Source organism: Micromonospora sp. RV43, assembly GCF_001029515.1.
Classification (GTDB): domain Bacteria; phylum Actinomycetota; class Actinomycetes; order Mycobacteriales; family Micromonosporaceae; genus Micromonospora; species Micromonospora aurantiaca.
The window spans coordinates 12,612-31,213 of record NZ_LEKG01000050.1; the positions used below are offsets into that span (position 1 = coordinate 12,612).

The window sequence follows — 18,602 nt, forward strand, 5'->3', positions numbered from 1 at the left end:
ACCCCTACCTGCCCACTGCGTGTCCTCGGCAGGGGCGCTGGTACGGAGTGCTCGTTCATGCGGCCCATGTGGTGGCCTCTCGGGTGATGATGGCTGCGTAGTGGTCGAGGGTGGCCTCGTTGTCGCGTTCGGTGAGCAGGACCGCGAGCGTGTGATCGAGGATCTGGGCGGCGCCCCGGCACGGTTGGCCGCGTGGGGAGAACATCGGCCGGGTATCGCAGGGGATGAGCCGGAAGCTGCCGGTGGAGTTCGACACTCCGTGCTGTGCGAGGTGTTCGGTGAACTTCCGGGCGTGGGGGAGGTCGATGCGCAGGAGCGGGGAGTAGCCGTTCCAGTCCTCGCCCGCTGCCGGGGCGAGGGCGGCCAGGCCGGGCACCTGTTCCAAGGCATGGAGCAGGTGGCGGGTCTGTGCGCGGCGCCGCGCGACGAGGTCCGGGAGTCGGCGGACGTTGGCACGGGCGATGGCAGCGAGCGGAGCGGCGAGGCGAGAGTTGGTCGCCAAGCGGCTCAAGGGCTCGTGGCCGGAAGGGGCCGGTTGCCAGTGGCTGCGGAAGGCGGCGGCGTGCTCAGCCAGATCGCTGTGGTCGGTGAGTAGGAATCCGCCCTCGCCGCTCCACAGGATCTTGCCGTCTTTCATCGAGAAGCAGCCGATGGTGCCGATGGTGCCGGCTCGGTGCCCGTCGCGGGCGGTGCCGGCGGCTTGGGCGGCGTCCTCGATGACGATGAGGTCGTGCGCGGATGCGAACGCGGTCAGAGCTGCGGGGTCTCCCATCCGACCCCACAGATGCACCGGGAGGATTGCCCGGGTTCGTGAGGTGAGCTTGCGGGCCGCGTCGTCGTAGTCCACGTCCAAAGTGCCCGGGTCGCTGTCGACGAACACCGGTGTGGCGCCGAGCACGGCCAGCGGGGCCACGGTCATGACGACGCTGAGCGCCGGCACGAGGACTTCGTCTCCCGGGCCGATGCCGCCGGCCGACAGCGCGGTGTGCAGTGCTGCGGTGCCGGAGGAGACCGCGACGGCGTGCGAGACGCCGAATGCCTCGGCCAGGTCGTGCTCCAACTGCCCGGCGGCTGGGCCACCGCTGGGGTCGGGCATCTGAGCGAGCACCCCGGCGAGCTGATCGGCGATCGAGGCGGCGGCGTCGGAGGGCAGCGTCATCGCGGCACCTCCGTGTTCAGCAGCCGTGGCATGTCCAGCACCAGCGGCCACATGTTCACGCAGTCGCGGCTGAACAACGAGCAGTTCGTGCAGGCGGGCCTGGTGGCGAACAGGGTGCGTGCGTCGCCGTCGCGGATGGTGCGCTGGCGTTCGGGCGGGGTGGCGGCGATCCGTCGATCGGACGGGCAGTCCCAGACCGAGCCGTCGGGTTGGATGAAGAAGAGGCGGGCACCGCCGAAGCAGTCCGCCACATGCCCGTTGCCCTGGGTGGAGATCGCGGCGACGAACCGTTGAAGGTAGGACGGGTCAGGCAGGGCCAGGCCGTGGGGGTCGCGGTAGAGGCGTTGGAGGTGCTCGCCGACATCGACGACATCGGCGGGGGTGTGAGACAGGGCGTCGAAGAGTTGGTGGTCAGGTGCCAGCGAGATCGGCTGCGGCACGTAGTAGTCCACGCCGATGTCGGCGGCCAGCTGCGCGACGTCGGTGATCTCCTGTGGTCGCGGTCGGGTGACCACGGTGTAGATCCCGACCCGGGGCCTGGGCTGTTCACCTCGGGCCTTGAGCAGAGTGCTGATGCCGGCCAGGACGTCGTGGTAGCCGAAGCGGCCTGATCGTGATGGCCGCATCACGTCGTTGGTGTCGGCGTCCGCGCTGTCGAGGGACACTGAGACGCCGTCGACGCCGAGGGCGACGAGACGCTCGGCGATGTGCGGGCGGGTGAGCGGAATACCGTTGGTCGCGATGACGACCTGGCAGCCCGCGTCCTTGATGAGGGAGATGATCCCGAGCGTGGCGGGCCAGTCCAGCGGTTCGCCGCCGGCGATGATCACGCGCTCGACGGGGGAGTCGGCCAGTGTGCGCGCGAACGCCGCCAGGGTCTTCGCCGACAGGTCGCTGCGGGACAGGTGTGACAGGACGCCTGCTTGCTGGGGCAGGTTGTTCTTGTGATCCTCGATGGTGCCGAAGTAGCAGTGGGGGCAGGCGAACGTGCAGGGGGAGCGCAGGCCCCACAGCAGGGTGACGTCACGAGACATGGGCGGCCTGCCGATCCATCAGGGTGGCTACGATCTCACCGACGGCGCGGGCAGTTTCCTCCTGCGACATGCCGGCCACGTCGAGGTGGACATAGCGTTCGGGATTGTCGTTTGCCTCCGTCCGGTAGAGGGTGTCGATTTGGTTGAGCAGTTGTAGGTCCGCCGGTGTGAGTGGTCGGCCGATGCGGTCGGCGAAGCGCCGCGCGCATTCCTTGGGGTCTCCCGTCAGGAGGATCGTGATGTCGGAGAGCCGTCGCCAGCGCCGAAACCCGGACAGGAGGTGGTCGGCCAGCCTTTCCGGCGCCGAGTCAGGGTGCTCCGAGCGGAGGATCGCGGCCTGATACACCGCGACGGAGTCCATTCCCCGGTCTTCAAGGATCACCTCGACACCGGTCAGGTCCCGTCCTGCCAGCCGCTCGGCTTTGCCGAGCTGCAAGGCGAACAGTGCGAGGGTTTCCGCGACCGGGTGGCCGGTACGCAGGAAGGGGTCGCCGTGCTCGGTCAGCGCGGCGATGACCCGCCCGTGCAGCACCGTGCCGCCGGAGTCGGTTAGTTCGTCCAAGAGCAAGCAGCGCTCGCCGAGTTGCGCGGCGAGCGCTCGGGCCGCGCTCGTCTTTCCGACCCCGTTGATTCCCTCGATGCTCACCCACAGCGGTGCCGCACCTAATACGGGGGCGGTTATCATGCTGGCCGCCGGCAGACATAGAGCAGCTCGGTGGCCACGTCGGGCACGGCGATCGCCGAGACCACGTTCAGCAGGGCGTCGGGCACGCGCGCGAGCAGGTCGCGGTACCAGCCGGAGGCGGCGTTGCCGTATTGGCGGGTAAGCGCTGCCGCGACGATGTCTGGTTCGGGCGGCAGCAGGCCCATCACGTCCTCGACGACCAAGCCCGCCTCGGCGAGCACCTGTTCGATCTCCTCGCGCGACCATTCATAGACGTGGACGCGGTACTGGAGGGGCCGCGGTGGAGGACCGACAGCGGCGGGGGTGGATAGGTAGAGCACCCCGCCCGGCGCCAGCGCCGCCGCGGTGTTGCGCAGGCTCGCCGCGCCGAGCTCGAACGGCAGGTGCTCCAGCGCCGAGGTGTAGATGGCGATGTCGAAAGCGGGCAGGTCCGGCCACGGCTTGGCGACATCGCACTCCACCAGGTCGATCGGGAAGGAGTCACCGTAGGTCGCGCGCAGGTCCTCGATACGCGTCCGGGCTTCATCGAGATTGGCAGTGCTGATGTCCAGCCCGACATAGCCTGCGATCGTCGGTGCGTAGCGGTGTAGCAGCGGCAGCGCCAGCCCTCGGCCACAACACACGTCCAGCACCCGCGAGCCCGGCGCGCACCGCTGAGCGACGACCAGGTGCTGCACGAGGTTCATCAGGCCCGACGGTTTGGTTTCACCGCGGCTCAAGGCCGCGTAGAAGTCGTCCATCTGGTTGGTGCTGTACGGCCCCACCATCGGGGTTCCCGGCCGGGTCCGGAACTGCTCGGGCAGCTGCGTGGCGGTCATGATTCGCCTCCCAGGCGTGCGTCGGATTGGAGCGTGCGAGCCTGATCGGCTCCGGTGCCGCCGGCCGCGTCACCTGCTGGTCGGGACTGCGGTGATGCCGGCGGCATCAAGTCCTCGGTGGTCTGTGCCGGGTCGTTCCACGGGAAGACGACCCAGTCGAGGGTGTCCCACACCCAGGTGTCCGGGGTGAAGGCCGCCGCTCTGCTTCGGCAGAGCGCAGCCGTGCGTACGGCCGACGTGGGCAGGTGCGTGGCCAGCCAGGAAAGCGCTGCCAGGTACGTCGCGCCGGTGCCGCAGATGTCGTCGACCAGGAGCACCTGATCACCGCCGTGCTCCGCGAGCGCCGCGTCGGGCGCGTCCGGGAGTTCGACTTGCCCGGTCGCGGGGAGGTACAGCGCATCACTGCGGTTGTGGCGTGCTGTGAACTCGACGACCGGCACCCCGTAGTGGGCGCCGAGGAGTCGGGCCAGCGGAACTCCGCCGCGAGCGATGCCGACGACCACGTCAGGCGTCGGCTCGTGCGCGCCGATCAGCGCGGCAGCAGCAGTGAAAGCTTCCTGTGTCAGGCGCCAGACGCGGCGGTGCTCGAAGACGCGCTGCACGCCGGCTGGCTGGTGAGGCGGATCGGTGGTCTGTGCGGCCAGGATGTCCACGGGCTACCTACTCTCAGTCGGGACGGACGTCGTTGTGAGCCAGGGCGAGAAACTGCTGGGAGAGCACCGGGTCGCTGCGGAACCGGCCGCCGGCCTGAAGCGAACTGGTGCGGGCTGCCTCCATCCGGACGCCCCGCATGCTCATGCATAGGTGTGTGCCGCGGACGGCTACGGCCACGTCGTCGCTGCCGATCACGGCCACGAGGTCCTCGGCGACCTGCCGGGTGAACCGCTCCTGAACCTGGAGACGACCGGCGTACCGCTGAGCTATCCGACCGAACTTCGACAGGCCCACGACCTCACCGGCGGGTACGTACCCTGCGGCGACCCGCAGGTTCATCGGCAGCAAATGGTGCTCGCACAGCGACCACACGCTGATGCCACCCACGACGACCAGTTGGCCGCTCAGGTGTGACTCGGCGAAGCATGTTGCGGGCGCAGCAGCGTCTGGGCCAAGGAAGGTGCTCCACCAGGACGCGACGCGCGCCGGTGTACCGGTCAGACCCTCACGGGTAGGGTCCTCGCCCAACGCAAGCAGGAGCTGAGAAATCAGGTCCTGCACGCGGCCGGCGTTGACGCGCGGCTCGGACAGTGCGGGTGCGGCGCTGTACGCGGTCTGGGTGAGACCGGCGAGGGAGGAGCTTGTCACGGCGTTCTCGCTTCCGCGGACGGGAGGGGCGGGGGTGTGGTCAGCGGCCTCGCGCGTCGGCGAAGGCCAGCACGTGCAGTCGGGTGGTGAAGTGCCAGTGCCGGGCCGCGACCGCGTCCGCCAGGACACGAGTCGCCTCGACGATGGCCTCGGCGGTGGTGCCCTCCGGCATCACCCAAACCGGCGCGAGCCGGTGGGCGGCGACCAGCTCGGCGATCCGGTCGAGATCGGCAACCGAGGAAGCAACGACCTTGAAAACCGCTCGCTTCGACGCCACGAAGGCATCCAGCGCGGCGGGCACGATGCTCTTGCTCTCCTGCACTCCGAAACTCGCCAGCTTGGGAGAAACGTTGAACCGCACTCCGTCGACCAACAGCGCCGGGTCGGGTGCGATCGTGCCGTTAGTTTCGAACTCGATCCGCTTTCCGGCCGCCAGCAACCTCCGGACGAGAGTCACCAGGCTCCGCTGCTGGATCAGTGGCTCACCGCCGGTGATCACGACCAGCTCGACCGCAGAGGACGCGGCCCACTCCACCAGGTCTGTCACCGACCGCTTCGTCGACTCCGCACGCGGGTCGAACTGGGACCAGTCCCAGGTGTACTTCGTGTCGCACCGCGCGCAGGTCAGGTTGCACCGCGACAGGCGGATGAACAGCGCTGGGTACCCGCAGCTCGGGCCCTCGCCTTGAAAGGTCGGCGTCTGGACACCAAAGCACTCCGCGACAATCAGCCGGGGCTCAGTCTCGCTCGTCGGCAGCCCGACCAAGGCGGGCTCCAGCGCGGTCACCGCCGCTCCACGTCGAACCGGGCCCAGCTACGGGCAGTCTCGCGGACGCAGACTGCGACCAGGCGACCGGGGATCGTCGGCTGAAGGTTCTCGATGAACCAGCCCGCCAGGAATTGGGCCAGAAGCTCCGAGGTCGGCTCGAAGGGAAGGATCTCGTGCAGGTTGTGGTGGTCGAGCTCGGTATCCAAGAATGCCTTAAAGGGAGCGAGCGCACCGAAGTCCGTGACGAAGCCGGGCTCCTCCAGGCGGGAAGCGGTAAGGATGACCTCGACCTCGTAGCTGTGTCCATGCTGGTGGGAGCACTTATGCTCAGGTGGCAGGCCAGGGAGACGATGCCCACCTTCGAAGTCGAACCTCTTGCCGATCGTGATCATGCCCGGCGGCATCGAAACCGCGCTGTAGTCCATGTGAGTTCCCTTGGAAGTCCGCGACGGAGCGCTTCGGTTAACCGGCGAGAAAGTGACGCGCTACCTCGGGCCGCCCATTGACCCCGGCCGCAGCCGCGAATCGAGGACGACTAATGGGCGTAAGTGCGGGGGTCGCCCCAGCCGTGACCTGGTTTGGGCAACGGTTCTCCGCAGGACGAACAGCCGGTCCAACACGAGGTCGTCGTAGATGTAGGTGGGGCCGCAGAAGGCGCGTCGGCAATGCGTGTCGTCGCCGGATTGGCCACATGACAACCTCCCTCGTGATGCTGTGAAGGCACGTCAGCCATGCGGTGAATGGACGCACCCTCGGAGAGGATCACCTACCGCCACCGTCCTTCACGGCCACTGGCGGCAGGGGCTCCTCCCCAGGCTTGCGAGTCTCGTCACTCACCGTGTCGATCCGTTCACCCTGACTCACGCGCTGAAGACGTTAAACGCCCATCGATACACGGAGTTGCACAAAGTTTTCACACCTGTCCCAGTGAGCGGCAGCGCTGTCGATGGAACCCACCGCCGTCCTAAGCTGAGATGGACCGAGCCCATCGGACGCCAAAGGAGCGGATCGTGGACAAGGTGCTGACTGTCGGCGACAACATCGCAGTGTTGCGAAAGGCTGCCGGAATGACGCAACACAGGTTGGCGCGAGAGGCCAGTGTCTCGCACAGCCTGTTGACCAAGGTCGAAACCGGCGACAGGCCCGCATCCCACGCTTTCGTAGCCGCAGTGGCCAGCGCACTTCATGTGCCGATCGAGCGCGTCTACGGTCAACCCTATGACGGCTCGGACGTGCCCACAGCGGTAGACGCTTTACGGGTCGCCCTCCGTGGTTACGACCTTCCGCCAGCAGGCGACGTGCCGCCTCCCGCGTTCGAGGACCTTCGGTCAACGGTCGAGGCGATGTCGGCTCTGCGGCGCGATGGGAAGTACACGAAGCTCGCCACGCGGCTCCCAGCCGTAATCGAACAGCTCACCGAGGCGGTTCACACCGCCACCAGCTCCGACACCGAGCGTTTGTTCAGGTTGCTGGTGAGCGCCTATTACGTAGCCCACGGCCTCGCGTACCGGCTGGGGTACGCGGATATGGCGGAAAGTATTGAGCACAAGCTGCTCTGGGCTGCCGAGCGGTCAGGCGATCCGCTCGCGGCCGGACTCGCGCAGTGGACGCGAGTCACCACCTTCCAGTCGGCGGGCGACTACGCCAGAGGTCTGCGCATTCTCGATGCCGCGCGATCCAGCCTCACGGACCGGGTCGAGCGGGATCATGAAGACTCAGCCGTCACCGTGTACGGCAGCATGCACCTACGCGCGGCCACGCTGGCGTCCCGTGCGGGAGATGCCTCAACGACCAGCGAACACCTGGCCGCAGCTGAGGAACTGACCCGCTACGCCCCCAACGACAAGGTTCACTACCACGTGACCTTCGGACCGGCCAACCTCCGCATCCACGAAGTCGCGGCCTGGATCGAACTCGGAGAGCCCGAACGCGCTATACGGCGGGGCGCCGACTTCGCCCCGCCGGCCGACATACCCGCCACCCGCGCCGGGCACCACTACATCGACCTCGCCCGCGCGCACGTCCTGACCGGCAACCGCGCCGGAACCCTCGGGGCGCTTGAAGCTGCGAAGAAGCTCGCACCCGAGCAGACTCGGTATCATCCAATGGTCAGGGAGACCACTCGCGCCCTGCTTACGCTGCACCGCCGAGCCAACGCTGAACTGACAGCTTTCACCACCTGGCTAGGCATCGAGAGCTGAGTTTGGGACGCACCGGAGTCCGTTACGCCGAAGCCTTCGCCCTTACGCCCGTTCTCGGCAGACTCCCTACTCCGCATCCCTCGGGCGCTCTGTCGGCACCGCAGGACCGCGAGTTGAACATCAGCTACAACCCGGCCGCTCGACAACCCGCCCCGTGATGCCGACGGCATCACCAAAGCGTGCGAATAGCACCCCAGGACATCGCAAGGGGTACTTCCGACTCCTGACGCTAGTGATGCCGCCGGCCACGCGGATCATGAGGTCCCCGTGAATGCGTCTGAGCGAGGCTGAGGGTTGGAGGTCACGTGTAGGGGTTGGTGTAGCTATAGAGCATCTCGACCCGCTCGTGCTGGGCAGCGAACTCCTCGCGGCGGCGGTCGCGCTGTTTCCACAGGATCGCCAGCCATCGCAGGGCGCAGGTGCGCTGGTTCGCGGAAAACTGGTGTCGGTTGGCGTCGGTAATGCCGAGGTCGGGCAGCAGCTGGACCCAGATGTTGTTCGGGATCGCGCGGCCGGAGATGTGCTCGATGAGGTCGGCGGCGTCGAAGGCCACGTTACTGAACCCGGCGTACTCGAAGTCGACGCAGGCAGCGCCGTCGTTGGTCAACATCCAGTTGAGCAGGTTCGCATCACCACGGGACATTACCGGCGCGGCCGGCGCGGCGACAAGGTCCGCGTCGCCGCTGCGCTGCCATACCGCGAGTAGCTGTTGCATGGCGGGGGTGAGCGGATCGTCGGGCTGGCTGGCCAGCAGCTCCGGCCACGCCTGCGTCAAGCGGACCATGTAGTGCTCGCCGGTGTCGATCCGGGGAAGGGTGGCCAGCAGACCGGTCAGGGGCACTGCCTGGAGCTGCGTAGTCGTGTGCGCAAGGGCGCGCAGCGCGGCCAGTTGGTCCGCAGCCTTGAGTATTGGCTGGCCATGGAGCTGGGTCATGCCAATCGCGGGCTCGACCGGTGCGTCGTCATACCACAGCAAGGTGGGGACGGTACGGAGGCCGTGGGGCGTGAGCAGAGTCAACGCTGCCCACTCCCGCTGTACACGCTGCCGGTCGGTCTTGACGTACAGCTTGATTACCACGTCGCCGTCCGGAGACGTCCACAGGTAGAGGTCGTTCTGCATGCCTCCCTTGAGGGGGCGCAGATTCAGCGCCGACAGCATGGCGTCACGATCGTCGTCGGTGCCGCCGCGCACGTGGCGAAGCTCAGCGAGCAGGTCAGCCGGGACGTCGATGAGGGGGACGGACACGCCTTTAGCTCCAGACGGTGCGGCATAGCAAGGGCTGTCGGGGATCGATCGTAGTGGGCCCGCCGCTGGGCGAGGTCGGAGCCGCCGTGACCCGCACACTGGCCGGGATGGACATCCCACCGCGCTAGGAAGTTGGTCTAGGTTGCGGGGGCGCGTCATCGGAGTGGGCACGGCGGCGCCTTCCCACCTTTCAGGGTGATGCCGGCGGCATCAGCGACGGGTCGGGCTCTGCGGCCTCCGGGTCAGGCAGCGTCGATGTTGACCGTTGGAAGCCGGGGTAGGGGAGAACACCCTCAGCGGTTGCTGCCTCTTCCACCCGGGCGACGAATTCAGGTTGAGGACGATCCCCGGTCCACCCTTCGGCTAGGTACGGGTCGACAAGGACCGTGCCACGGATTGCTGCCGGCAAGTAGCGGGCTGCCCACCGCAGCTCTGCCACGTTGCGCAATTGGCGATCGAGCTGGCGCCGAAGTTCGAGCTCCAGCGCAGCGGCACGGGTCAGGCGGGCTTCGTACTCGCCGCTCAGCCGGGCAATGCGCTCATCGGCAACCTTCTCAGCATCTGCGATGCGCGGAGCGGCTAGACGCTCAGCGGCGGCTGAGATGTAGGCATCGAGGTTGGCGGTAACCTCGCCCAGCCGCTCGGCGAGGTCATTGGGCGTGGTAGCCAACGAGTCCTCTCCTTGTTCCTGCGGGCGAGCGGTAGTGGCGTGGCATAGCGGGCCGGGACCGTGACGGAGCCGCGCTTCCGAGCGGCTCCTCCGGTAAACCCGAGGCCTCGTCAACAGTCAGCGCAGCCATCACCGTCTTCCGTCACCCTTCAGCTGGGTCCGCAACCCGGCGACGTGGCCGGCGATGGTGGTCTTGCCGGTGCCGTTCTCGCCCGGACGCAGCGAGGGATGGCCCTGAGCATTGTTCATCGGCACAGTGGCTTGCGCGGTGCGGGCAGCGTCGAGCTCTTCGATGCGGGCGGTGAACTGGGCCAGTTGCGCCCACACGTCGTGGGGGTCGGTATGGGTGTAGTCGACGTGGAAGCGTCGCGGGTCGTCCTCGGCGATCTTGTTTGAGGCGCTGAGCTGCTTGACGTCCTGGTACAGGGTGACCGTCGTGCCGCCGGGCCAGGTGCGTTCCCAGCGGATGTAGCGCTTCGTCGCCTTGGTGCCGGGGGTGCGGCCCTCCGGTGCGTGCGGGGTCCACCCTTCGTGCTGGAGAGTGAGGTACACCTGGCTGGGGCGGGCCGAATCGCCCTTGTGCCGGCGGGCGAAGTCGTTGAGCAACTCGCGAATGGCGTCGTTGTCGGTGCGGTCGGTCGCGCGCCAGTCGCGCGGCCGGGCACCGGTGGCCTCGGCGACGGCGTCGACATCGTGGTGGTCGTAGCCGGTCCGCACTCCGGAGACGGACATCCCGGAGGCCTCGGCGAGATCGGCCAGAGTGTAGGGGCGGGGCTGGACGAACTCCCGGCCGTAGGCGACGAGGTGGCGGATCTGGGCCTCCGCCCGCTCCCTGGCGCGTCGGGCGGACGCCAGCGCGGCCAGCAACGGGTCAACGGAGGCATGCTCCCATCCCGTCCATAGCTGGTCGGCGGTGCGCCTGCGGTCGTCGTCTGCTTGCTGGCGCGCGGCGTCATAGGCGTCGAGTTCGTCGACGTCGGCGGTGGCCGGTGCGACGGGCAGGGGATGGAGGATGGCAGTTACGTCGGTGACGGTGTCGCTTCTCATGCTATACATTCTGCACACGGTTTTGCGATGCTCGCAACTAGATGCGACACGCGGTTTTACTTCTTTCGGGGCGAGTTAGGTCCGAGAAGGAAACATTCCCGGACCTTACTCAGCCGTACGATGCTGCCCCTTGTCGTCCGCGCCAGCCCTGAAGAGTTGAAAACCACCCCGATCCACGAGCTATACCCTTCCCGCATGGCAGCGAGGGCCAAAGCGTTTGACGTGCATCCATGCCAGGTACGGGGTAAGAGCTTCAGGTCTCCCTCTGACTGTCGGGTGTGGTCTAGGCTGCTCCTATGCCCCCTCAGATCCCACGACCCCCGGATGCGGCAACGGCCCCGCCGTTGGAGCTAACCCCCGCCGGGGCACCGGCCCTCACTGGCGCCTCGGCGGCCGGCGTGCACGGCGAGGGCGGACCGGCGGCGCTGCGGGCCGGCAATCTCGACCCGGTCCGCGTGTGCGCCCGGCCTTGCGGTCCCTGTCCGTGGCGGCGGGACAACGCCGGCCGCAAGCGGTACGGCAACCTGCCCGAGTACGCGGCCGGAACCATCCCCGGTGAGCCCGGGTTCGGCGAACCGGTCGACGGCGACCCCCAGGCGGCGTTGGGGACCTTGTTCGCCTGCCACCACATCTCCTCGGACAAGCCGCACGTGTGCGCCGGGCATGTCGCGGTGGTCGGCCGGGACCACCCCCTCGTCCGGCTCGGTGTCATCTGGGGCCTGATCGACCCGGCCACACTGGAACCGGGGGCGGATTGGCCGCCGATGTTCGACAGCTATCAGGAGATGATCGCCGCGGTCGGCCCGGACGCCCCGCTGCCGCCCGGAACGGAGCTGGTGCAGCGATGAGGCTGATACCGAGTACGGGCGGCGCCGCTCGCGCGTCCACGGTGGACCACCGCAGACGGTTCACCCTGCCCACAGCGCTGGCTGATGCCGCCGGCATCACTGCGGGCCCGGTAGTCGTGCTGCGCGGGGAGCGGGCGGGTGAGCTGCTCGTGGCCACCACCGCCGCCGCGCTGGCCCGGGTGCGCGCGGCCGTGGCCGCCACCACGGCTGCGCATGGCGTGCACGCCTCGCTGCGGGCCGCGCTGACCGACGGTCTGGGTCGGGCCGCGCCCGGTCCGGCGGCCGGCGCCCCGGTCGACCTGCCGGCCGAAGGTCGGATCGTCTGCGACACGGTGCCGCTGCTGGCGCTGCTCGACGGCGACCCGGCCGCCGAGGCACTGGTGCCGCTGCTGTCCCGGTTCATCATCACCGACGCGGCCGAGAACGAGGTGTTCATGGTGCTGCTCGCCGCCGGTCTGGCTGCGGCCGACTCGATCGGCGGACAGCTCGACGGCCACGAGCAGGTGATGGACACTCTGGCCGCACTCGGGCTACGGACCGCGGGCCTCGACACCGAGTGGGCGCCGGTCCGCACGCGCGAGTTCGCGCTGCGCACCGTCGACCCCGGGCTGACCGACGCCGAGCGGGCAACGATCGCTCTGGCCGCGCACCTCGGCGTACCGGCGCTGCTCGGCCGTCCGGTCGGCGAGCTGCCCGCCGCAGCGAGCGGCGTCACGGTGCTCGACTACCGGGACTTGACGTCGGCGTCGGCCGCCGACGTCCCCGCCGTGGCCGCGTCGGCGTGACCGGGCCTACCGCCACGGCGGCAGGCCCGGCCGGTCCGCCGCCGGCTCCCCGGGAACAGGCCGCCGCCACGCCGGCCCAGGACCGGTCAGGTCCGGGCGCCGGCCCGGCTGGGGAGGTGTTGCACGGCGAGCTGGTCGCTGCGGCGACCGGCGGCGTGCCGGCCGTCCGCCCGGGTCCGGCACGCCTCGACGTTGAGCGGTGGCTGGCTGACCATCGGCCCCGTGACGGCGCTGACCTTGCCCGGCTGCGCGAACTGGTTGATGACGTTGCCGGTTATGCGCAGGCATCACGTGCGCCCGCCACCATGCGCAAGTACGACGCCGGGTGGGCCGCGTTCACCGACTGGTGCGCGGAGTTCGGCTTCGAGGCCGGGCCGCCAGCCGCGGTGGAGGTGGTCGCGCTCTACCTGGCACAGCTGGGCAGGGACCGGCTGGCGATCTCCACGATGGACGGGCGGCTCGCCGCGATCCGCGACCGGCACATCGAGGCCGGGTGGCTGCCGCCGACGGACGATCCGCAGCTGCGCCGGATCCGCGACGGAGTGCGGCGGGTACGCGGGCGGCCCACCGAGGGCGTCGACGCGATCGGTCTGCCTCTGCTCGCCGCGATGCTCGCCACCCTCCCGGCCGGCCCGGCCCCGGCGGGCGCGTCCCTGGATGTCCGGCGCGCGCACCTGGCCGCGCTGCGCGACCGGTGTCTGCTCACCGTCGGTTACCTGGCCGCGCTGCGCCGGGAGGAACTGGCTGGAGTGCCCGTCGATCACCTGGAATTGCGCCCGGAGGGGCTGCGGCTGCTGGTCGCCCGGAGCAAGGCGGACCCGAAGGCGATCGGGCGCCGAATCGACCTGCCGTGGGCGCCGGAGGAAATGGCCTGGCTCTGCCCGGTGCGCGCCACGCTCGCCTGGCTGGATGCCGCCGGCCGCCGGCCACACCTGCACCGGCCAGGCCGGGACCGCACCGGCTCGGTGCCGCTGCTGTCCGGCATCACCCCCGGTGCGCGGATACGTGGCACCGCGCTGACCGACCGGCACGTCGCCCGCGTCGTCAAGACCACCGCGACCGTTGCCGGACAACCGGCTGAGGTCGTCGACCAATTTGCTGGCCACAGCCTTCGCGCGGGGTTCGCCACCGCAGCCGAGGCCGCGGGCGTGCCGCGACCGGTCGTCGCCCGAGTCCTCGGTCACGGCACGGGCACCACCGACCGCTACATCCGGCACACCTGGGATGGCCAGGCGCAGCACGCGGTGTATGCACTCGCCAGGGCGACTGTCGTCGCACCTGCGGCCGGGCATGGGCCCGCGGTGATGCTGGCGGCATCACCGCTGCCTGCTCCCACCTGAGCAGTTGTCGGGACGGATTCCCGACAACCGTTCGCTACGCCCCGACAACGCATCCTCTTGAAGGAAGGTCTCATGGAGCCCAGTCCGCTCCGCGACAACGGGCCATACACCTCACATGAGCAGACCCGAAGCCAATTCGCCGCCGTTGCCTACGGCATACCGACGCGGACCTCTGACGACCTCACTGGCATCTCGGCGTTGGTTCTGGCCGAGGCGCTGCTGATAGCGGGGGTTGACACCAGCGATTACGAACAGGCTGCGCTCGCGGCCATCGCCCGGCAGTTGGACCCCGAGATGGTCCAGGTGATCGCTGGGTGGGTCATCCGTGCCCGGTTAGCCGGCGCTCACCCGGCTCCCAAGACTGCCGATCCGTGCAGCGCTGATGCGACCGAGCCCTGACACGGCTTGTCCTCGCCTCGCGTGGGGGGAGACCAACAGACTGGGGCTGGGGACGCCATCTGTGGCATCCCCAGCCCTCGGTCGGCGGCGATGTACGTCTCAGCAGAGCGCGTGCAGGGGGCCGGTGCCGAGCGACCCGGTGGCCACGCCGGCGAGCGCCAGGGCGCCGAGGGCGTACGTTGAACGTCGGAGCAGGCGGGTGAGCATCTGTGGTTCCTCCTCGCAGAGAGTCGTACGGCTCAGCCTGCCGGCCGCTACCTGCGCTCACCAGCTCTTGGGGGTTGGCCTACTACTGGTTGCGATTGGCTGATCAGCCTGGCCAACAGCCACTGGCCCGTGCTGAAGCACAGCATGGACACTGTGCCGTGTGGCCAGTAGACGTGGTGTTCGCCCAGACCCCAGGCGCCGACGACGGAGAGCAGGACACCGGCGTAGGCGGCTCGGCCGGCCACACTTTGCACGGCGTACCCGGCTAGCAGGGTGCAGGCGACCAACGCGCCGACGCCGATTGTCCCGAACGGCTGGGCGATGGCCTGCAAGGCGAGGACGTCAGGGGCACGACCGTCGGCGGCGATGCCGCGGTAAACAAGCTGCCCTGTAGCGATGCCGGCGAGGACATCGAGAGTTGGATAGCAGATCGCGTAGACCGCTCCAGTGGTGACGCTAGCCCACTTCAGGATCGGCCTGTCTGGGGTGGTGCGCAGGCAGAGGGAGACCGGTCCAAGGGCGATCAGCGGAGCGACGAAGAGCAGGACGATGTGCAGGACGAGCCACTCTCGGGCCGTCGCGGCGGTGAGCTGGTAGGGATGTGCGAGGCCGAGGACCGCCGCAGCGGCCGGCGGTACCGCGATCTGAACAGCCAATAGCCGGGGAGCAGGATGCTCTGGTTTGTCGACCACCGGCGCAGTGTTGTCTCCGCAGCCTGGCGTAGGCCAGCTACCGGCGGTTGCGCTACCAGGAAATCGACGGACCCCTTGGCTAAGGGGTGCCGGTCTAGGTTCCGTCGTCGAGGGCAGCCCGTGGAACCTGTTGGGCGATCTGCTCCGCCAAACGCTCGACCTCTGCGCGGAGGCGCGCAAGGTTCCACCTGTTCGTACCGTTGGCCTGTTGTTCGGCCGCCATCGTTCGATGTACGGGGCCCAGGTACTCGATGATGTCGTCGATGGGCCAGTAGTCGCCGCCGTGCAGAGTGTGGAAGCCTACCCAGCCGTGGGCATCTGGCCCGTAGCTGAGACCCCCGTGAACTCGGACTGGCGCGGTCAGTCCGTTGCTGCGAAGAAAGGCCGGCAGCTGAACGTACCCGTTGAGGTTGAAGGGCCCGCTCATGATGAGGCACCTCTGACCGTGGGCAGTCCATTCTTCGACGGCACGTCCAGCTGTCTTGGGCAGGGAGGTCATTGGCTCCGGCTCACGGGCGACGCAGGTAACAGGACTTCAAAGAGTAGGCCGTCCTCGTCAGCGAGACGCTCCGCCCGGGGGTGGAAGCGTGAGGTGATGCGGTGCTGCCTACCTTCGCGCTCCGTGAGCTGTATCATGGCTGCATGACGAACTCCGAGCCCTCCGGGGTGCATGACGACACGGCGGCGCAGCTCGCTTCGGTCGGCATTCCTGTGACGGAAGAGGGCAAGGAGCGCGCTCGGCGGCGGCTGTCGGCGGCTGCGGCTCGTCGCACGCCGGAGCTGCGGGCAACGTGGCGTCGGCAGCTCGGGCTCGGCCCTCAGCGCGCTGCGTGAGCGGGGAGCCGCGTCCGGTTCGCCTAGTCTTGGACACTTCGGCGATCGTTGCCTTCACGGGCGGATCTGTGCCGGTAGGTGAGCTGATTGCCGAGGTGGACGATGAGAAAGGCCTGACCGGCCTGCCTGTGTTGTGTCTGGCAGAGGCGAGCCGGCTGGCCGTCGAAGAGGCTCGCCTCACGCTGCTGGTCAATCACTCGGCGACGGTGCTGCTCGCCCTGCCCGCGGAGGACTGGCGGTCCCTTGGCACGTCGACCCATGAGGTCATCGGCCGAGCGGATGCGGCCTCAGCGGTGCTGGCCGCCGTTTGGCACGACTGCGACGTGTTGACAGCGGTTCCCGCGTTGTATGCGGGACTCGACGAGGGCGGACCTATTCTGCCCATCGAAGAGTAAGTGATGCCGCCGGCATCACCGCCCCGATGCCGGACCGTGAATCAGCCGCCGAGAGTCCTTCCCTGGAAAGGGATGTGCCTGTTGCCGGCGTCGATGTTCCGATTGTCAGCAGCAGCAGGACGGTCGGCGCTTTCCGCATGAGAACGAGCTGATCGCGTGGTTTCCTCTCTTGCGCGCTGTCGCGAAGGTTGGTCATTCGTCTTGGGGTCGATCGCTGGGGTGGTGGCGATGCGCCGGAGTCTCGCCCTCACGTCGTTCCTTCCCGCCTGATTGCTGGGGTCCGCCTCATGCATACCCGGCATCGGTGCCACGCCGGCCTCCTCAGCAAGCGCCATTGCACCGGCCCTTAGCTGACCGGTCGCCAGCGCCAGGTCAAAGCCCTTTCCCTGGTAGGTGCTCGCCCGTGACCAACTGCCTCGTCGGTTCGCCCCAACGCCGCTGCCCGGGAGCTGTTCATACAGGTGGCCGCGATGCAGCGCCACACGGGCTCCCCGGTTGACCAGGGTCGCGATGTCCGGCAGCCGGGCCGTGAGCTCCTGCCCCATGCCCTTCCAGGCGTCGATGTCGATGTCGCGCCTCAGCTCGGCCCAGCGGCGCCATGTCCCCTCATCCCGGACGTGGCCGCGCAGCCACTCCTCAGCTCTCGCCAGAATGGCAGGGCCGGCCCCGGGCTCGGGTCTGCCCAGGCTGTGCAGCTGGTCGGCGGCGCGTGCGGCGCGACGCCATGTGGCCGCGAGTTGCGTCGTGGTGGATGACCGGACGACGTGGGTGATGCCTGCGGCGTCAGATCCGGCCCCGATGAGGTAGTCGGCCTCATAGGTGAGGGCCATTGCCGTTCGGGCCAGCGTTCGTAGGTCGCTCGCGGTGAGGGTGGTGCGGTTTTGCACGAGCCAGGTTCGAGCGGCGTCAAGGGCGGCGGTGAAGTCACGGGGGATGTGGATGAGGGTCCATCGGGCTGCGTCACTGACCAGGGGAGGGGGACCCATTTGCTGAAGGTGCGGCGTCCGCGCCGCGGTGGGTCGTCGTATCGCCGAGGAGGCCGCATGCTGAAGTGAAGCGTGTGTTTTCTCCGCGTCGACGACGGCGTTCTCGATTATCGGTAGGCCTACCTCGGCGGAGGACTTGCGAAGCCATTGCGCCAGCGGCCCGTCTGCCTCACTTGCTGCTCTGGCGAGCCGCGCTAGCGTCTCAATGTTCTGGTGGCGTTCAACGCCCGCTCTGATCGCAAATCCTTCCGATGATATCGGTTCCCCCGTGGTGGGGTGGAAATGGGAGTTCAGGACGTCGCTTGCCGCTCTGGTCGAGTCTGCGGCCTGCTGGTAAGCCTGAGCAAGGGGATGAGCGGAGGGCTGTTGCAGGGGCGCAGTCAGCCGACTTTCGCTGGTGGCCATCCGGAGTTGATCCGGAAACTCGCCCCTGTATTCAGGACCGCCGAGGCGGTCAACCTGCCTTTCAATTGCCCGGTATAGGTTCGTCCGTGCTAGAGCAACCGAGATGCAATCGGCGGCTGTCGCCCAAGGCGGATCTAGAAGGAGCATCTGCACTCGCGCTACGGCCGACGCGCCTTCATCCAGAAGCCGGCCGTAGGTCACCGCAACTCCCGTAGCGCTTTGTCCAGGTGGGTCGCGGCCGAGGACCACACCAACCGTCGCCAGGGGGAGAAGGTTTCCGAGGCGACGGCGGTCGAGGCCACCCTTGCCAGGGCAGCGATCAGGTCCACCGTCGCCGCGCGAGCCTCGTCGGGTTCGACCGCGCGAAGCGCCGGACCGCAGGAGGTCACCAGGTCATCGGGTAGTTCGCGGGTCAGCCGATCGTAGGACTCGCGGAGAGCTAGTCCGGCGAAGGTCCAGCTGTCGCTACGGTGCTCGTCGCGGTCCGCAGCTTCCATACACACGGCGTAAGACAGCAGTAGAGCGGATTGAAACTTCCCGTCGTCAGGGGAGTTCACCGAAGCGATGGCGCTCAAGCTTTCCGCGATCAAGTCATTTACCACTCTTATATTGTCCACCCCCGGATAAAGACTCGCCAAGGAAAGTAATCTGCCTGTGGATAACCATTTGCCCGACCACGGCCCAGTCCGGCCTGACGCGGTTCGATGGTGCGACGGCGGCGGCCTGGAAGCGGATGCCCGTCGAACGCGCGTTCGATAGTCTCCTTACGTGTCCGAGTGG

The 18,602-nt window shown here is 68.3% G+C and carries 23 protein-coding genes; 7 read left to right on the forward strand and 16 right to left on the reverse strand.

The annotated features are described in order from the left end of the window. Positions 1–55 precede the first annotated feature (55 nt). The 8 genes from ABD52_RS14815 to ABD52_RS14850 are packed head-to-tail and all read right to left on the reverse strand — an operon-like array spanning position 56 to position 6,192. Complete coding sequence (locus ABD52_RS14815) at positions 56–1,159, reverse strand: DegT/DnrJ/EryC1/StrS aminotransferase family protein (RefSeq protein WP_047892182.1); 1,104 nt, start codon at positions 1,157–1,159, stop codon at positions 56–58. After that, entirely contained in the window at positions 1,156–2,193 is a 1,038-nt protein-coding gene (locus tag ABD52_RS14820) for a radical SAM protein (RefSeq protein ID WP_047892183.1), read from the reverse strand. The genes ABD52_RS14815 and ABD52_RS14820 overlap by 4 nt, the downstream gene beginning before the upstream one ends. Then, a complete protein-coding gene (locus tag ABD52_RS14825; RefSeq protein WP_200905192.1) occupies positions 2,183–2,839 on the reverse strand; it encodes a hypothetical protein in 657 nt (218 codons plus the stop codon). Before ABD52_RS14825 ends, ABD52_RS14820 begins: the two co-directional genes overlap by 11 nt. A 35-nt stretch (positions 2,840–2,874) precedes the next feature. After that, complete coding sequence (locus ABD52_RS37480; RefSeq protein ID WP_053065381.1) at positions 2,875–3,696, reverse strand: class I SAM-dependent methyltransferase; 822 nt, start codon at positions 3,694–3,696, stop codon at positions 2,875–2,877. Then, positions 3,693–4,349: a phosphoribosyltransferase gene (locus ABD52_RS14835; protein WP_053065382.1), complete on the reverse strand. Its 657-nt coding sequence runs from the start codon at positions 4,347–4,349 to the stop codon at positions 3,693–3,695. The genes ABD52_RS37480 and ABD52_RS14835 overlap by 4 nt, the downstream gene beginning before the upstream one ends. 13 nt (positions 4,350–4,362) lie before the next feature. Further along, a complete protein-coding gene (folE, locus tag ABD52_RS14840) occupies positions 4,363–4,998 on the reverse strand; it encodes a GTP cyclohydrolase I (RefSeq protein WP_082171294.1) in 636 nt (211 codons plus the stop codon). Between the two features lie 40 nt (positions 4,999–5,038). Further along, complete coding sequence (locus tag ABD52_RS14845; protein ID WP_047892185.1) at positions 5,039–5,785, reverse strand: 7-carboxy-7-deazaguanine synthase QueE; 747 nt, start codon at positions 5,783–5,785, stop codon at positions 5,039–5,041. After that, on the reverse strand, positions 5,782–6,192 hold the full coding sequence (locus ABD52_RS14850) for a 6-carboxytetrahydropterin synthase (RefSeq protein WP_047892186.1): 411 nt from the start codon (positions 6,190–6,192) through the stop codon (positions 5,782–5,784). Before ABD52_RS14850 ends, ABD52_RS14845 begins: the two co-directional genes overlap by 4 nt. A gap of 585 nt (positions 6,193–6,777) precedes the next feature. On the opposite strand from ABD52_RS14850, the gene ABD52_RS14855 reads away from it, so the two are divergent. After that, entirely contained in the window at positions 6,778–7,968 is a 1,191-nt protein-coding gene (locus ABD52_RS14855; protein ID WP_047892187.1) for a helix-turn-helix domain-containing protein, read from the forward strand. A gap of 301 nt (positions 7,969–8,269) precedes the next feature. Here ABD52_RS14855 and ABD52_RS14860 read toward each other — a convergent pair whose 3' ends face one another. The 3 genes from ABD52_RS14860 to ABD52_RS40200 all read right to left on the reverse strand — a co-directional run bounded on the left by ABD52_RS14860 (position 8,270) and on the right by ABD52_RS40200 (position 10,931). Beyond that, the gene (locus tag ABD52_RS14860; protein WP_235437467.1) at positions 8,270–9,214 is read right to left on the reverse strand and encodes an aminoglycoside phosphotransferase family protein; all 945 of its coding nucleotides are present in this window, start codon (positions 9,212–9,214) and stop codon (positions 8,270–8,272) included. 190 nt (positions 9,215–9,404) lie between these two features. Beyond that, positions 9,405–9,884 carry a hypothetical protein gene (locus tag ABD52_RS39090; protein WP_152748246.1) on the reverse strand — a complete coding sequence of 160 codons (480 nt, stop codon included), beginning with the start codon at positions 9,882–9,884 and terminating at the stop codon, positions 9,405–9,407. 129 nt (positions 9,885–10,013) lie between these two features. Further along, entirely contained in the window at positions 10,014–10,931 is a 918-nt protein-coding gene (locus ABD52_RS40200; RefSeq protein WP_063778311.1) for a hypothetical protein, read from the reverse strand. A 344-nt stretch (positions 10,932–11,275) separates the two neighbouring features. Here ABD52_RS40200 and ABD52_RS38270 point away from each other — a divergent pair, with 344 nt between their 5' ends. After that, positions 11,276–11,779, forward strand: a complete 504-nt coding sequence (locus ABD52_RS38270) for a DUF6283 family protein (RefSeq protein ID WP_053065383.1) — start codon at positions 11,276–11,278, stop codon at positions 11,777–11,779. A 41-nt stretch (positions 11,780–11,820) separates the two neighbouring features. Next, complete coding sequence (locus ABD52_RS14875) at positions 11,821–12,564, forward strand: hypothetical protein (protein ID WP_235437468.1); 744 nt, start codon at positions 11,821–11,823, stop codon at positions 12,562–12,564. Between the two features lie 86 nt (positions 12,565–12,650). On the opposite strand, the gene ABD52_RS41410 is transcribed toward ABD52_RS14875, so the two are convergent. After that, positions 12,651–12,779 (reverse strand): hypothetical protein, encoded by a 129-nt coding sequence (locus tag ABD52_RS41410; protein WP_255352849.1) that lies wholly within the window; start codon positions 12,777–12,779, stop codon positions 12,651–12,653. Positions 12,780–12,869: 90 nt separating this feature from the next. Here ABD52_RS41410 and ABD52_RS14880 point away from each other — a divergent pair, with 90 nt between their 5' ends. Then, positions 12,870–13,904: a tyrosine-type recombinase/integrase gene (locus tag ABD52_RS14880; RefSeq protein WP_235437469.1), complete on the forward strand. Its 1,035-nt coding sequence runs from the start codon at positions 12,870–12,872 to the stop codon at positions 13,902–13,904. A gap of 72 nt (positions 13,905–13,976) precedes the next feature. Further along, positions 13,977–14,303 carry a hypothetical protein gene (locus ABD52_RS14885; protein WP_047892189.1) on the forward strand — a complete coding sequence of 109 codons (327 nt, stop codon included), beginning with the start codon at positions 13,977–13,979 and terminating at the stop codon, positions 14,301–14,303. Positions 14,304–14,557: 254 nt separating this feature from the next. Here ABD52_RS14885 and ABD52_RS14890 read toward each other — a convergent pair whose 3' ends face one another. Together ABD52_RS14890 and ABD52_RS14895 are read right to left on the reverse strand one after the other, a co-directional pair. Next, the gene (locus ABD52_RS14890; protein WP_152748247.1) at positions 14,558–15,202 is read right to left on the reverse strand and encodes a hypothetical protein; all 645 of its coding nucleotides are present in this window, start codon (positions 15,200–15,202) and stop codon (positions 14,558–14,560) included. 94 nt (positions 15,203–15,296) lie between these two features. Continuing rightward, on the reverse strand, positions 15,297–15,629 hold the full coding sequence (locus ABD52_RS14895) for a hypothetical protein (RefSeq protein ID WP_047892191.1): 333 nt from the start codon (positions 15,627–15,629) through the stop codon (positions 15,297–15,299). A gap of 215 nt (positions 15,630–15,844) precedes the next feature. Here ABD52_RS14895 and ABD52_RS14900 point away from each other — a divergent pair, with 215 nt between their 5' ends. Then, positions 15,845–16,036 carry a hypothetical protein gene (locus ABD52_RS14900; protein WP_047892209.1) on the forward strand — a complete coding sequence of 64 codons (192 nt, stop codon included), beginning with the start codon at positions 15,845–15,847 and terminating at the stop codon, positions 16,034–16,036. Positions 16,037–16,065: 29 nt separating this feature from the next. After that, on the forward strand, positions 16,066–16,431 hold the full coding sequence (locus ABD52_RS14905) for a hypothetical protein (RefSeq protein WP_235437470.1): 366 nt from the start codon (positions 16,066–16,068) through the stop codon (positions 16,429–16,431). Positions 16,432–16,472: 41 nt separating this feature from the next. On the opposite strand, the gene ABD52_RS39095 is transcribed toward ABD52_RS14905, so the two are convergent. After that, positions 16,473–17,822: a hypothetical protein gene (locus ABD52_RS39095; RefSeq protein ID WP_152748248.1), complete on the reverse strand. Its 1,350-nt coding sequence runs from the start codon at positions 17,820–17,822 to the stop codon at positions 16,473–16,475. 197 nt (positions 17,823–18,019) lie between these two features. Then, positions 18,020–18,319 (reverse strand): hypothetical protein, encoded by a 300-nt coding sequence (locus ABD52_RS14915; RefSeq protein WP_152748249.1) that lies wholly within the window; start codon positions 18,317–18,319, stop codon positions 18,020–18,022. Between the last annotated feature and the right edge of the window lie 283 nt (positions 18,320–18,602).

What these genes read in the sequence shown, in the direction of transcription:
- ABD52_RS14900 (WP_047892209.1), top strand. Translation starts at nt 15,845, where the DNA reads ATGACGAACTCCGAGCCCTCCGGGGTGCATGACGACACGGCGGCGCAG.
- ABD52_RS14880 (WP_235437469.1), top strand. Translation starts at nt 12,870, where the DNA reads ATGCGCAAGTACGACGCCGGGTGGGCCGCGTTCACCGACTGGTGCGCG.
- ABD52_RS14885 (WP_047892189.1), top strand. Translation starts at nt 13,977, where the DNA reads ATGGAGCCCAGTCCGCTCCGCGACAACGGGCCATACACCTCACATGAG.
- ABD52_RS37480 (WP_053065381.1), bottom strand. Translation starts at nt 3,696, where the DNA reads ATGACCGCCACGCAGCTGCCCGAGCAGTTCCGGACCCGGCCGGGAACC.
- ABD52_RS14820 (WP_047892183.1), bottom strand. Translation starts at nt 2,193, where the DNA reads ATGTCTCGTGACGTCACCCTGCTGTGGGGCCTGCGCTCCCCCTGCACG.
- ABD52_RS14915 (WP_152748249.1), bottom strand. Translation starts at nt 18,319, where the DNA reads ATGGAAGCTGCGGACCGCGACGAGCACCGTAGCGACAGCTGGACCTTC.
- ABD52_RS14850 (WP_047892186.1), bottom strand. Translation starts at nt 6,192, where the DNA reads ATGGACTACAGCGCGGTTTCGATGCCGCCGGGCATGATCACGATCGGC.
- ABD52_RS40200 (WP_063778311.1), bottom strand. Translation starts at nt 10,931, where the DNA reads ATGAGAAGCGACACCGTCACCGACGTAACTGCCATCCTCCATCCCCTG.
- ABD52_RS41410 (WP_255352849.1), bottom strand. Translation starts at nt 12,779, where the DNA reads ATGGTCAGCCAGCCACCGCTCAACGTCGAGGCGTGCCGGACCCGGGCG.
- ABD52_RS39095 (WP_152748248.1), bottom strand. Translation starts at nt 17,822, where the DNA reads ATGGCCACCAGCGAAAGTCGGCTGACTGCGCCCCTGCAACAGCCCTCC.
- ABD52_RS14815 (WP_047892182.1), bottom strand. Translation starts at nt 1,159, where the DNA reads ATGACGCTGCCCTCCGACGCCGCCGCCTCGATCGCCGATCAGCTCGCC.
- ABD52_RS14895 (WP_047892191.1), bottom strand. Translation starts at nt 15,629, where the DNA reads ATGAGCGGGCCCTTCAACCTCAACGGGTACGTTCAGCTGCCGGCCTTT.